This is a genomic window from Streptomyces sp. NBC_00353 (genome assembly GCF_036108815.1).
Lineage (GTDB): Bacteria > Actinomycetota > Actinomycetes > Streptomycetales > Streptomycetaceae > Streptomyces.
This window is the reverse complement of sequence record NZ_CP107985.1, coordinates 2,723,105-2,735,449: the sequence shown is the minus strand read 5'-3', so window position 1 is coordinate 2,735,449 and position 12,345 is coordinate 2,723,105. Positions and strand designations below refer to the sequence as shown.

Annotated in this window: 14 protein-coding genes and 1 pseudogene; 6 read left to right on the top strand and 9 right to left on the bottom strand. The window is 66.6% G+C overall.

Annotated features, from left to right (window positions below; all coding sequences use genetic code 11):
* Positions 1–87: 87 nt before the first annotated feature.
* Both OHA88_RS12550 and OHA88_RS12545 read right to left on the bottom strand, forming a co-directional pair.
* Complete coding sequence (locus tag OHA88_RS12550; protein ID WP_328625567.1) at positions 88–534, bottom strand: DUF6174 domain-containing protein; 447 nt, start codon at positions 532–534, stop codon at positions 88–90.
* Between the two features lie 354 nt (positions 535–888).
* Positions 889–1,053 (bottom strand): hypothetical protein, encoded by a 165-nt coding sequence (locus OHA88_RS12545; protein WP_328625566.1) that lies wholly within the window; start codon positions 1,051–1,053, stop codon positions 889–891.
* A 70-nt stretch (positions 1,054–1,123) separates the two neighbouring features.
* Here OHA88_RS12545 and OHA88_RS12540 point away from each other — a divergent pair, with 70 nt between their 5' ends.
* Positions 1,124–1,252, top strand: a complete 129-nt coding sequence (locus OHA88_RS12540) for an IS110 family transposase (protein WP_328625565.1) — start codon at positions 1,124–1,126, stop codon at positions 1,250–1,252.
* A 395-nt stretch (positions 1,253–1,647) separates the two neighbouring features.
* On the opposite strand, the gene OHA88_RS12535 is transcribed toward OHA88_RS12540, so the two are convergent.
* Both OHA88_RS12535 and OHA88_RS12530 read right to left on the bottom strand, forming a co-directional pair.
* Positions 1,648–2,559, bottom strand: a complete 912-nt coding sequence (locus OHA88_RS12535; protein ID WP_328625564.1) for a hypothetical protein — start codon at positions 2,557–2,559, stop codon at positions 1,648–1,650.
* Between the two features lie 338 nt (positions 2,560–2,897).
* Complete coding sequence (locus OHA88_RS12530; protein WP_328625563.1) at positions 2,898–3,107, bottom strand: hypothetical protein; 210 nt, start codon at positions 3,105–3,107, stop codon at positions 2,898–2,900.
* Between the two features lie 286 nt (positions 3,108–3,393).
* Here OHA88_RS12530 and OHA88_RS12525 point away from each other — a divergent pair, with 286 nt between their 5' ends.
* The 4 genes from OHA88_RS12525 (at position 3,394) to OHA88_RS12510 (ending at position 7,581) form a co-directional block, all read left to right on the top strand.
* A complete protein-coding gene (locus OHA88_RS12525) occupies positions 3,394–3,960 on the top strand; it encodes a YcxB family protein (protein ID WP_328625562.1) in 567 nt (188 codons plus the stop codon).
* A gap of 229 nt (positions 3,961–4,189) precedes the next feature.
* Positions 4,190–4,651 carry a hypothetical protein gene (locus OHA88_RS12520; RefSeq protein ID WP_328625561.1) on the top strand — a complete coding sequence of 154 codons (462 nt, stop codon included), beginning with the start codon at positions 4,190–4,192 and terminating at the stop codon, positions 4,649–4,651.
* Between the two features lie 466 nt (positions 4,652–5,117).
* Positions 5,118–6,302 (top strand): alpha/beta hydrolase, encoded by a 1,185-nt coding sequence (locus tag OHA88_RS12515; protein WP_328625560.1) that lies wholly within the window; start codon positions 5,118–5,120, stop codon positions 6,300–6,302.
* Positions 6,303–6,792: 490 nt separating this feature from the next.
* Positions 6,793–7,581, top strand: coding sequence for a hypothetical protein (locus OHA88_RS12510; RefSeq protein ID WP_328625559.1), 789 nt, complete (start codon positions 6,793–6,795; stop codon positions 7,579–7,581).
* 400 nt (positions 7,582–7,981) lie between these two features.
* Here the strand turns inward: OHA88_RS12510 and OHA88_RS12505 are convergent, their stop codons facing one another.
* Genes OHA88_RS12505 through OHA88_RS12495 form a run of 3 tightly spaced genes read right to left on the bottom strand, consistent with a single transcriptional unit; the run spans position 7,982 to position 9,386 of the window.
* The gene (locus OHA88_RS12505; RefSeq protein ID WP_267000207.1) at positions 7,982–8,374 is read right to left on the bottom strand and encodes a VOC family protein; all 393 of its coding nucleotides are present in this window, start codon (positions 8,372–8,374) and stop codon (positions 7,982–7,984) included.
* Entirely contained in the window at positions 8,371–8,673 is a 303-nt protein-coding gene (locus OHA88_RS12500; RefSeq protein ID WP_328625558.1) for an ArsR/SmtB family transcription factor, read from the bottom strand. Before OHA88_RS12500 ends, OHA88_RS12505 begins: the two co-directional genes overlap by 4 nt.
* 32 nt (positions 8,674–8,705) lie before the next feature.
* Positions 8,706–9,386, bottom strand: a complete 681-nt coding sequence (locus OHA88_RS12495) for a hypothetical protein (protein ID WP_328625557.1) — start codon at positions 9,384–9,386, stop codon at positions 8,706–8,708.
* A 176-nt stretch (positions 9,387–9,562) separates the two neighbouring features.
* Between OHA88_RS12495 and OHA88_RS12490 the strand changes: the two genes are divergently transcribed.
* Positions 9,563–9,985 (top strand): hypothetical protein, encoded by a 423-nt coding sequence (locus OHA88_RS12490; RefSeq protein WP_328625556.1) that lies wholly within the window; start codon positions 9,563–9,565, stop codon positions 9,983–9,985.
* 248 nt (positions 9,986–10,233) lie between these two features.
* On the opposite strand, the gene OHA88_RS12485 is transcribed toward OHA88_RS12490, so the two are convergent.
* Both OHA88_RS12485 and OHA88_RS12480 read right to left on the bottom strand, forming a co-directional pair.
* Positions 10,234–11,349 (bottom strand): baeRF3 domain-containing protein, encoded by a 1,116-nt coding sequence (locus tag OHA88_RS12485; RefSeq protein ID WP_328625555.1) that lies wholly within the window; start codon positions 11,347–11,349, stop codon positions 10,234–10,236.
* 680 nt (positions 11,350–12,029) lie between these two features.
* Positions 12,030–12,299 (bottom strand): annotated as a pseudogene (locus tag OHA88_RS12480) (transposase family protein); the annotation flags it as partial.
* Positions 12,300–12,345: the final 46 nt, after the last annotated feature.

Genomic DNA, 12,345 nt, shown 5'->3' with positions numbered 1-12,345 from the left:
CTACAACTGGCGTACTAGGGTCTGTCGTCAACTGCCGTCGTCCGGCAGAAGGGCGGGCACGCGGCAGACGGCAGTTTGCCGCGCCAGTCAGGGGAGTTCGCGGTATTCGGTGATGAGGTAGTCGGCCTCGTCATCGATGGCATTCTCCAGCCAGTCGATGTGAATCTCAGTGGGGTGTCCATCTGGGGCAAATACCGCCTCCGCGACTTCAGCCTCGCCTGCACGGGCCTTTTGGACATCAGTGAGGAGACCGCCAAGCGTCGGGACATCCTGCGGATTCCCCTCGACCGTGCGCCGGGCCGGCTCGTCGAGGCCGATCGCTTTGACGACCTTCCCGTTTCCCACGGTGATCCGGTACTCCCCAAGGCCGCCCCGCTCTCCGGACTCGGAGAGAAGCCGGAAGGAATACCGATTCGGTTCAGACCATCGGGCTGCCTTTGCCCGGCCACCGCCTCCGGCGGTGGCCGGTGTGGACCCTGCGCCGCAGCCGATCACGGCGAGGGCAAGCGCAGCGGATGCGACGAGCAGGTACATGCTGGATTTCGTCAAAGTTAGGCCTTTCAACAGCTCAATTGCCCCTTCGACGGCATCGCGATTGATTCGGTTCCCCCAGCAGGCTCCACGGTATCGGGCCAGGCGTGGGTGGCCAGGTAGTCACGTAGGAAGCGGGAGTTCACCGCGGCGGTTGGTGATGACGGCGATCGCTCTGCTGGCGGTGGGTGATTCCAGGGGCATGGTGTTCGAGAATATTCCGGCACAATAGTGCGGAAGTTGACGATCACGGCGCCGTCACGCTTGAGCTGACTGCTTGCAGTGACTCGGACTTGCCTCGCCCGATGAGCGCCGGGCGAGGCGCCCCGGTCAGCGGAGCGTGCTGTACGCGCCGACCTACCGCGAGACGAAGCCGCTGGTGACGACGGCCTCCGCGTCGTAGTGGCGCACTGCCGGAGTTTCGAGGGTGGGCTCGGTCGAACGCAGACGAACGCTGATGCTCTGGGTGAGGTCGGCCAGCCGGATCAGCTCAATGCCATCTGGCTGTGTGTTCGTGTCCATGGCCGGGAACCTACGGCAGGCGCTCAGCAACGACTCCGGCTCAGTCAAACCATCGACGAGGGAGGCTCGGGTGCCCGAGCTCTGGGCGGGGACGGACGCCGCCAAGGCCGCGCACCACTGCACGGTGATCGACACAGACGGGACAAGGTTGCTGTCGCGCCGAGTGTCCAACAACGAGCGCGAGCTCCGGCAGTTGTGAGCTGTCTTGCCCCTTTGCTGGGGGAAGTGATGGGGCGGGGCCACTGACTGCAGGGCGGGGGAGTCTCAATGGGCGAGTCAAGCTGCTGTCGACCTTGAAAAACGTCGTGGCAGTGATGTCACCGTGGGTTCAAAGCACGCCGCGTCCGCAGGTTCAGCGATGAAGTTGGCCCCTGACCAGCCAAGTTGGTCAGGGGCCGGTCACGTTCCTGCTCGCCGTGATCGACCGCTGCTCCTCGTGGTCCCCGATCCATCGGGCGCGTAGCGCGGTCTGCCACCTGCGGTGGTGTCGACTCTTGCTCGCTCACTGGTCTGCTTGAATTCACGGTCGATCGGGGCTGTTCGCTCACGTTGCTGTCAACCAGCGATGCCAGTTGATCTTGTGGCCACCTGAGGTCAGGCCCTGGAAAGCGTGACCTCTGACTCCTGCTGCCCAGTGTCGACAGTGACCGGGTAGTCCCGGTCATCCGCCTGAGCCCTGCTGCGCATCGTTGCGGTGCCGGGTTCGAACGAGATGCTGGGGTCCTGGCTGGTCAGCTTGATGAACCAGGGAACGGGCGCGCCCGGGGTGCACGCCACGGTCGTCTCGTAGGACGCGCCTGGCGTCCCCTTCTTCAGGATCTGGAAGACCTGGCCGGTGAGCGAGACACTTGCAGGCTTGTTGCATGTCACAGTGCCACCGACGGTGATCTGACCGTTCTTGACGTTCGCTGTGCCAGTGGGATCGGTGTTCATCGTCATGGCGAGTTCGGCCGGCGGTTCGGGCATGACCGCGTGAACTGCACCACGCAGAGGCACCGTCGAACCGTTGCAGTACTGCTCGAAGGTGACGTCAAGTTCGCGGACGTAGCCGTAGGGGCCGAAAGCTATGTGCTCGATGGTGAAGGAGCCAGAGTTGGTGTTACACCCTTTTTCGGTCCCGTTGTCGATCCCGGCGAACTCCAGTTCCGGATCCCCCGGCTGGGCGTAGGGCCATTTCTTCGTCCCGGTGTACGTGGTGCCCTCAGTCAGCTTCTGTCCATCGGGGGCGGCGATGATGAGACGCCAGAGCGTACCCTGTTCCAAATCTATCGCGACGGTAAGGCTGTTCTCGTCCCTGCTGCCCCCGACGTCGAACATCTGGACAGCTCCAGCCGTGTACTCATACGACTGACCGCCTGAGATGGGCTCACCCGGATCACCGCTGAAGCTCAGCGTTCCCGACGTCGCGCTGTAGGCCTGCGCCGTGCCCGCCAGCGGTGCGGCTATGAGTGCGACTGTCATCGCCGCGACAACGCTCAGCGCCCGGGCCAATATGCGTCTCGGCATGGTACTTCTCGTCAAGGTTCCCCCAAGGGAATGTCTCGCTCTTGGTCGACCCAATGCGCGATAAATGTGCAATTGAGGCCAAATCGGATGACTTATGAATCTTTGAGAGGCCGTCAAGCCTCAACTATGGAAGCGCAGGAGCGTTAGCAAACGTCACACTGGCCTCAGAAGTCCCGCCCACTACATCCATGGAATCGTCCCCTGACCAGCCAACTTGGTCAGGGGCCTTCCGCATCGCGGCACATCGCGGTCGATCGCTGTTCTGCCAGCGGCTGGTGAAAGTTTGATCGGGGATCATCCCAGGTCGGGCCGAGCTACGGAGCTCCGAGCCGGCCGCCTCACTTCTGGGTTGTGGCTTTGCGTAGCCTGCGGGCCTGCCGCCGCGGAGCCCAGTACAGCGGAGCCACCACCACCAGTGACATCACCGCAGTGAGCGTCCAGCCCGCGTAGATGTCCGCAAGCCTGGTGACGAAGCTCATGACGACGGTGACCGCAGCCCAGACAGCCGGCCACTGAGCTGCCTTGACCACTCGTCCCTGTCGTCGCATGGCGCAAGGGTACGGATGGGGAACGGTCGCTGGGCTCACGCTGCAGTCAAGCTTCCCTACGTTGTCTGCGGGATCGGGCACGCGATGGAGACCGCCGCCGGATTCGTCCTGCTGACGCCCCGCCGTACCTGCTCGTCGTGCACTGTCGGCCGAAGCGCGCCCTGGACAGGGACGACACCGATCGGCTGCGCGGCGTACTCGACCGCCACCTGACCCGGGACGGCGGCCGTCCGCCCCGGCACTGAGGTTCGATAAGATCCGCGGATCTTCGTACCGGGGAGGGATCATGGCCGAGGGCCGCAGTGCCGAAGGCACCGACAACAGCGCGGAAACCTCTGACGATGTCGTGGACGAGCAGACCGCGGTCCAGCTGGTGTACCGGCCCCAGTCTGCCGACGCACTGGTCGGCCTGCGGGTCCGCGAGCGGATCAAGCGGACCGGGCTACTGCTACGGCGTGTGTTCCTCACACTGTGGGTAGGGCAGTGGCTGCTCGCCGCCGTGGGCCGCGGGAGTATCGACGTGATCTCGACCGTTCTGTTCTTGTTCGTCGTCCTGGTGGTGTGGGGGTACCCGCGGCTGCAGGCCGCCCACGTACAGCGGATCATTGGATGGCAGGGCGAGTACCGCGCCACCGTGTCTCCGGCCGGGATCACCTGCCGCAACGACCACAGCACGTTGGTCCAGAAGTGGTCCGTCTACCAGGGCTACCGGGAGACGGCAGGTCACTTCGTCCTGCTCAGCAGGGACCCCAACATCATGTACCTCGGTGTGCTGCCCAAGCGGGGCGTGCATGAGGCCGGGGGCCTCGACCGGCTGCGGTCCATCCTGGACCAGCACGCCACTCGCGTGTGACGAACTTGAAAGGCACCCGGCGCCGGCTGGTCGATCCGGCTGCCTCCGCTGTCGAGGTCGCCGCCTCCTGGCCGGCCTCTTTCGTGTGACCAGGCTGATGTGTCCCCGCAGTACTGGATCCATGCCCGGGGCGGGCCCGGCTGCTGGGGGACTGCTGGACTCCCGCTCTGCGCCTGCCGCTACAGTGCGATGCTTGTTCGATTCGCCGCAGGGCGGAGGGGGAGGGGTTGTGAGCGCACAACTGAGGGACACCGCAGGGGAGTTGGCGGGGGTGTTGTGGCGGGAACACACCGTGTATCGGGAGCGGTCCGGTGGTGTGGTCATCCGGGGTGAGCATGTACGGCGGTGGATCAGCCTCGCTCCGGCGGGCGGCCAGGGTGAGGTCCTCGTACGCGCGGGACGCATCCTGGACGGCGGCACCACCGCTCCGGCGCGTTCGGAAGCCGTGGTGCCCCTTTCCGCCGGTACAGGCGTGCTCGCCGCGACCTGCCGTCGCCTGCTCGCCGAGGCTGCGGCTGATGTGGAGCCGGTCGCGTCGGGACGGGCAGCGCCCGGGCGGCTCAATCGGTCCGGGAAGGCCGCGCGGGCCAAAGGCAGTGGGAAACACACCAGTTTCGGTTCATGGGTGATCCTCGCCTGTGTCGCCGGTGTGATCGCCCTGTACGTCTACAGCACCGCGATGCGCGGCTGACCAGTCAGGGAGTCCGAATCGCTCGCGCACCCGATCGTCCAGCTTGCCCTCCTCCGGAGGGCTCCCCTTGACCCCTCTCACCTGCAGCTTCTCCGTTGCCAGGTACACCCTGATCCGTAGGCATGAGCATGCCTGAAACGGCCGTGGGCTCACGTTATTCGTCGCATCGTGAAGTTGCAGGTCATGGGTCTGGTGTGCGCGAGGTTCATGATGCTCGTGCCGGTCGCGGGCGGACGACTTCAGTGAAGATCGTCGGTCACGGGGAGACTTCACGGTTCGTCAGGACCAGCGCAGGGCCCTCACCAGAGCAGTCGCCCACTTCGGGTCGGTGCGGACCTTGCCGAATACGCGTGTGTCCGCTGATGTTGAACCGGGTTCGTTGGATTTTCACGAACGAGTGACCTGCGGCGGCTGACCTGAGCGGGTAAGTTCCGGGAAAATAACTAGAGTTGACGGTGATACGTTCATGGACATGCCGATGGGATATGTGGCGACGACCGCACTCTTCGCCTGGTGCACCTTCTTCGCCGTTGTCGCTCCACGCCGGCCCCGGCCACTGGCGACCATGAGCTTCTGGTTCGGCCTGGGCCTCAACGAGGTGCCGTTCGTGGGCATCTATGTCCTGGTGGCCTCCACGGTACTGGCCGCCGCCCAGGGTGATCTGGAGTCACCGGGCGCCAAGGTGACAACCGCGGTGGCCGCCGTCGTCACCGTCGGACTTGCTGTCTCCGCCTGGCGGGGCCTGCGCACGGATCAGGTGGTCGGGCGGGCTCTTGAGCAGGGCCTCGGCACCGGCTGGCGGGATCGCGTGCACGTACCGCTGCGCCGCCACCGGCCCTGGGCCCGCATCCTGCTGCTGCCGGGCCTGATGCGGCAGCGGGGCGTGCAGCGGATCCCGAACATCGGCTACGGGGACGCAGGCCGCCGGAATCTCCTCGACATCTACCGCCGCCGCGACACACCACAGAACGCGCCGGTCCTGATCTACTTCCACGGCGGCCACTACACCAGCGGGGCGAAGAACCGCGAGGCACGGCCCCTGCTCTACCGGCTCGCCAGCCAGGGGTGGGTGTGCATCAGCGCCAACTACCGGCTGCGGCCCCAGACCACCTTCCCCGGCCACCAGATCGACGCCAAGAAGGTCATCGCCTGGGTCCGCGAGCACGCCCCCGAGCACGGCGCCGATCCGTCGAGGCTGTTCGTGGCGGGCAGCTCCGCCGGCTCCAACCTGGCGTCCCTGTGCGCGCTCACGCCGAACGACCCGGTGTTCCAGCCCGGATTCGAGTCGGCCGACACCTCGGTCACCGCGGCGATCTGCCTCTATGGCTACTACGGCCACTTCTTCGGCGAGGAGCCCGACGAAACGCCGTCCCCGAACCAACCGTATGCGTACCTCAACCCCGGTGCGCCACCATTCCTCATCGCCCACGGCACCAAGGACGCGCTGGCGACCGTCGAGGGCGCCCGGAACTTCGTCGCCCAACTGCGCCGCGTCTCGGACAGCACCGTGGTCTACGCCGAACTGCCCGGCGGACAGCACGCTTTCGACCTGTTCCACTCCCCGCGCTTCGAGGCAGTCGTGGGCGGCGTCGAAGCCTTCGCCGCCTGGGTCCTGGCTGCTCCGCAGCACACTCCCGACTCAGCGCATTAGATCGTTTCTGATGACTCTTGCTGAGTGGTTGGATCAGGGTCGGGGCGGGGCATGTGGGTCGTTGGTGCGGCGACGCGAACTGACGGATGCGCAGTAGCGGGAGATCGAGACCCGTGCATCGTGACGTTCGCAGGTCGCGGGACTGGTGTGAGGTGAAGGCGGGATACTCGCGCTGATCGTCGGCCGGCGTCCACGGTGAAGATCGTCTGACATGTCGGCCGGGGTCGTTGTCGGGTTCGGCTGCGGTGACCGTGCTGCCGCTCTTCCGGTCCGTCACCCCGGTACGTCGAGAGACCGTGGGAGGCGCGCACACCAGCCCCGTGACCAGCAACTTCACGATGCACAGTGCTCAATGCCGTCCGGCATCGGCTCCAGGAGTACAGGTCGGCTGTCCAGGTCGGTGTCCGGCAATCTGTACGGCATCTTGATGCCGGGTGCACCGTCTGGTGAACGATGCTGTGAGAGCGGAGTATGCCAGGGCGACGGAACGGTGGGGGAGACGGACGTGGTGGGCGGGGCACGAGAAGGTATCCGGCAATCCGCAGGCTGGGCGCGGCGCGTTCGCGCGTTCGGCCTGTTGCTCGTCCTGGTGTCGGGAGTGCTGTTCGCCCTCGTACCGCTCGCCGAGAGGGACAACCGGGCGTACGCCGCGGCGCCGGACTGCCCGGTCGGCACCCGCTCCGACACATGTCGGGCGGCCGTCGTGGCGACCGTCACGGACAAGAAGACCGATTTCAGCGGGAAGACCCACAAATACTTCCTCACCCTGCGTTATACGGACCGTCCTGAAGGGGTCGAGCACCGGGTGCGCATGGACGGCTCGCTGCAGGTCTACGACTCCGTGCGCCACGGCGACCGTGTGACCGGCATCTACTGGAACGACGAACTCCGTGCGATCAGGTTCGGTTCCCTTACGCAGGAGACCTATCGGTCCCCCGTCCACGACGGGCGGCTGCCCGGGGCGTTCGCCGTGGCGTCGCTGGCCTCCGGGCTAGGACTCCTGTCGTACTGGTGGTGGCTGCGGTATCGACCCGCACCCAACGGGGCCACACAGACCTGGGAGCCCATTGCCGGGCTCGTGGCGGGCCTGGTCCTCGCGCTCGGCGGCTTCCCGATTGTGCTGATGGGTTCTGACGACGGGGGCGGGGGGACGAGCTTCAAGGTGATGGCCTGGGCCACCGTCCCGATCCTGCTGCTGTCCGTCCTGTGGAGCTGGTGGCCAGTGCGCCGGGGCGCGTCGAAGGTCGCCGGGGTCGCCCCACCGAGCGGCAGTGCCTGAGGGCGGTGGTGCACGGGACGTGCCCTGCAGGAGGCCGGGCTGTTCTGCCGCGCTCGCGCAGCCACGGCTTTCAAGACCGGTCCGCTTATCGCCACTACGATCCTTTGACCTGGGCATACAGGTCCATCAAGATTCGCATGCGCACTTCCTGGCCGGAGATTGGCCGACTGCTCCCGTCAGCGACTCCTTCGTCCCGCCCGCCACCACACTCGCGGTAGTCGGTCGAACTGGCTAGAACCACCAAGAAGTCCGCGGCGAAGAAGAGTGCCGGCCGGAAGTCGAGGAGTGCCTGACTACCCGAGCACCCCCAACTCAGTGTCGGGCCGGCAGTGGATGCAGGCCCGGATCCCGTCGGCGAGGGCGGCATCGGGCTTGACGCCCCGGTGCAAGAAGGGACCGCCTACTGCGGCTTCGTCGCGATCTGGATCAGGTTGCCGCAGGTGTCGTCGAAGACGGCGGTGGTGACGGGGCCCATCTCCAAGGGTTCCTGGGTGAAGCGGACTCCAAGGCTGCGCAGGCGCTCGTACTCCGCCTTCACGTCGTCGACGGCGAACTGGGCGAGCGGGATGCCGTCCTTGACGAGGGTGTCGCGGTAGGGCTTGACGGCCGGGTGGCCGGCGGGCTCCAGGAGGAGTTCGGTGCCGCCGGGCTCGTCGGGCGAGACGACGGTCAGCCACCGGTCCTTCTCGCCCACCGGGACGTCGTGCTTCTTCACGAAGCCGAGGATCTCGGTGTAGAAGCGCAGAGCCTTGGCCTGGTCGTCGACGAAGACACTGGTCAGATGAATCTTCATGGGGTGCTCTCCTTTGGTCCGGATGAGTCGGGCACGAGCCATCGCTCGGCGATCTGCCGCAGCGGGGCTGTGTTCAGGTCGTGGAACTTGTAGCGGCCCTCCCGCCTGGTCTCGACGAGCCCTGCGGCCTCCAGCACGGCGAGGTGCTGGGAGATCGCCTGGCGTGAGATGCCGAGCTGATGCTTCATGCTCAGTCGCGAGCAGATCTCGAACAGTGTCTGTCCGGACTTCTCCGTGAGCTCGTCGAGGATGGTGCGGCGGGTGGGGTCGGCCAAGGCTTTGAAAAGGTCGTCCGCCATGACCACAGGATAGGCAACTGCTCACTTGCCTATCAAGTCGAGGTGTGCCGCGTCCCGAGTCGGCCCGCCGCTGGCGGCCGCAGGCCCGCGGGTAGCGAGGTCGTGTCGTCGGCCAGGGTGTCGAGCCAGGCCGTGGCGGCGGCATGCGCGGCCGGCAGCCGGAGCGCAAGGCTGGCCATCGTCCGGACGACCAGCAGCCGTTCCACGATTCCGTTCTCGGCCGGCAGCCGGCCGCGCAGTCGCTCCACCGCGCGGTCGCCGTCGTCGAGGAAGAGGCCCAGGCTCTCGATCGCCGCCCGGCGCACCAGCGGTTCCGGGTCCGCCGCGTAGCGGACGAAGGCGTCGGCGTGTTCGCGCATCAGCGCCGCGCTGTCCATGTGGGCCGTCGACTCGGTGCCGTCCGGCGAGAAGTAGATGGCGTCGACGTCGCGGTCCAAGGATTCGCGTCCGATGCTGAGCAGCAGCTCGATGATCGAGGCACGGTCGGGGGTCTCGGGGTCCTCGGCCATGTCGAACAGGAACGGCAGGCTCGCCGCAGTGCACGGGTACACGTCCCCCTGGTGGTGGGCCGCGCCGTAGAAGTGGCTGAGGGCCTTGTCCCGGACGGCGGGGTCGGCCGAGGCCATCTCCCTCAGCCACCCCGGGACGTCGCCGGCCGGACCGTATGCATGGCTCATCGACGACCAGTCGATGCTGTCAAGTTCGTTGATCACGGACGGCACTATGACGGAGGGCACTGACACCGGTGCTCCGTGCCGGGCTGACGCACCGCCCTCCTTCTCGAGGGCCCTATGGGCTTCGTCAACCCGTGGGGGCAGGTTGGGGGTCGCTGTCGCGGCGAGGACGGCAGGGATCGGAACGGATCACGTACCCGCAGCGTCCGAGGTGCATGAAAGTATCGCGCCACGTCGCTGTCCTGCTCCTGAGCGCTGGGCTGTTGCTCTCCGGCTGCTCGTCCTCGTCCGACAACCCGGGCGACGAGGGGTACACCGGACCCACCCTGCCCGCCCGCACCGTCGCGAAGGACAAGTGGCAGGAAGGGCCGGCCAAGCCCAAGCAGCACAAGCCGTATCCGTACGACATCTATACGCACTGCGGGATCAAGTGGCTGAAGTTCGGCGGCCGTTGGTGGGTCCTCGACTCCGTGTTCCCCGGTGTCGAGCAGGTCAAGGGGGAGCAACCCTCGCAGAACAGCCAGAGGCTCGCCGGCTACATGACCCTGATCGGCCCGGACACTGCCAACTTCGACGCCGCCGGGATGCCCACCATGCAATTCGTACCGACCGAGGACGAACCGCCGGGCTGCGCCTAGGCTGTAGGGCGGATCCTGCCGGGGCCCCTATGGGTTTCGTCAAGCTGAAGGGGCGGGTTGAGGTTCGTAGAAGGTGCCGTCGCTCGGCCTGCCCGTCATCGGTGGGTCCTTCTGGTCGCCGCGTTCGTCGGGTTGTGGGTCGCCGCCGCCGGGAAGCGTGCGGAGGAGCGGGCCACCGCACAGCCCCTGGCCCGAGGGGCCATGGCGTGCCGACCGCACCGACGAGAAGTGAGGGCCACGAGCGGGGTTCAGTAGCGCAGCACTGCGGCGATCCGGTCATGTTCGGTGAGGCGGTCGTCGGGGAGGAAGACCACTTCGGTGCCGTGGTCCAGGGCGGTCTCGACGAGTTCGTCGACGATGTCCTCGCGAACGCCGGCCTCCCAGCCGCCCTCTGGTTCGCCGCTCAGCGGGGTGAGGTGGCCGTCGGTCAGCCGAACGGTGGGCTGGAAGTGCTCCTCGACGGCGATCATCGCGGCGCGCCCGGCGCGGGCAGCTTCCCAGACCTCATCCAGCCCGGCGGCGAAGGTTCGCCGACTGCGGGCATCGTCCAGCGCCGTGTCGACCCGGCTGGTCTCCTGGGCGGCCAGTGCGGCGCGGGCGGGTTCGAGTTCCTGGAGGAGGACGCTTTCGGGGCCGTCGGTGAGGTTCCCCTTCATCACTGTGGCGGCCGGGGCGCGGGCTGCGATGCCGACCTCCTGCAACAGGGTCATGGCCTCGGCGAGTCCGACGAGAAACAGTGGGCGGGGCTCGGCTGACAGCATCGAGGCGAGCGCGGTGTCGACGCTGCGCATGAAGCGGCGGGTGTGCTCATCGCTAAAAGTGCTCGGCTGGTCGCCCACGCGTTCCTTGTGCTGGACGTCCCACTCGCCTTCCGGGGCCACGGCGGGGAATCCGTTCCCCTCGTGCTGGTGGAGGGTGCCACCTGCGCCGCTCCACAGGGTCGCCCTGTCGGCGGCGACGGCCAGCACCCAGTAGGGGTGGGCCTGGGCCTTGGCAGCGACCAGGTTGCGGGTCAGGAAGGTGTCGCTGAGGACTACCCGCTCCGGGACGTGACGTGGCACGGTCCAGATCTGGTGCTCCTCAGTGGTGGCGTACAGCACCAGGCCGTCCATGACGTGGCGCAGATCGACGTCGGCCACTGCCCGCTCCAGCTGGGCGTGCAGGTCGATGCGGTCCTGGCGCGATGCCTGCGGGTCGGTGTCGATCCGGCGCTCGGCTTCCGCGAGGAGGTTGCGCAGTTGCAGCGCGTCCTGGGCGTTTTCCGGCTCGCGCCGGTGCGTCGGCATCGTCAGGGAGACCGCCGGGTAGGGCCTGTCAGACCGCAGGTCTCGCAGCATGTCGGAAGTCAGGGCATCAGTTTCCATGAGGGTGCCTTCCTGGTGGGCCCTTTGTTCTGCTCACGCGCTCCGCGCAACCGGCTGTCCGTACCCGCTGCAGCAGTCATTGACGGGTGAAAGGTGGGTCTGCTGGCACAACCCGGCAGGGGCTGTAGTACGCCCGGCATGTCGCGATGTAGCCCTCCCGATACTCGGTCTCGTTCGGAGAGCGGTTGGGGAAAGAGAACAAGAACGGGTAATTGCTAACTTTGGATTTGTGGCACAGGCGGCGCGTATCCGTGTGTGCGGCACGCTGGCTCGGTTACGGGGTGCCGGCGCGGCGAGACAACATATGCGCTGGGGGACTGTTGCGGATCCGGTAGCCAAGGCTGCTGGCGTCACGAATTGTTGTATCCGAGATGCACGATATGCTGACCACGCTTCTCCCTGAGGTCTAACACCTAGTCCGACATTCAGGTTGAGACGGGCCAATGGCCGGGCGGGTCTCGCCAGGCTCAGAGGATGTTCGATGTGAGCAGCGAGGCCACGCTTTCTTGACATGCTATCCCCCGTTGGGGTGAGCGCGCGGTTTTTCCACTATGGCATGGGAGAGCGGGGGACGCGCGGCGGGAGAGCGCGTCACGAAACCGTCTGGGAAAGTCCGAGATTCCGAGACCAGGTCACTGAATCTTTCTCGGTAACGGTTCGTGACGGTTCGTGATCTTCGGTCAGGCGGTGCGGCCGTGTTCCAGTTGGAGCAGGACGAGGGCGGCTCGGGCGATCCGGGTGATGCCGCTGGGGTCGAGGCTGACCCGGCGCAGGGCCTTGAAGGTGATCTTGAGCAGGGCGTTGGCCCGCTCGGCGACCGCGTGGACGCCTCGGATGACCGAGTTGAACGCCTGCTGCTCGTCGTCGAGTTCGCTGACTTTCGGCTTCTTGACCGGGTGACGGAAGCCGTCGCCGGCGTTCTCGCAGCCGAGGTCGGTCAAGGTGGGAATGTCGGACGGGCGGCACGGGCCAATACTCTGAGTCCCGTCCGCACTA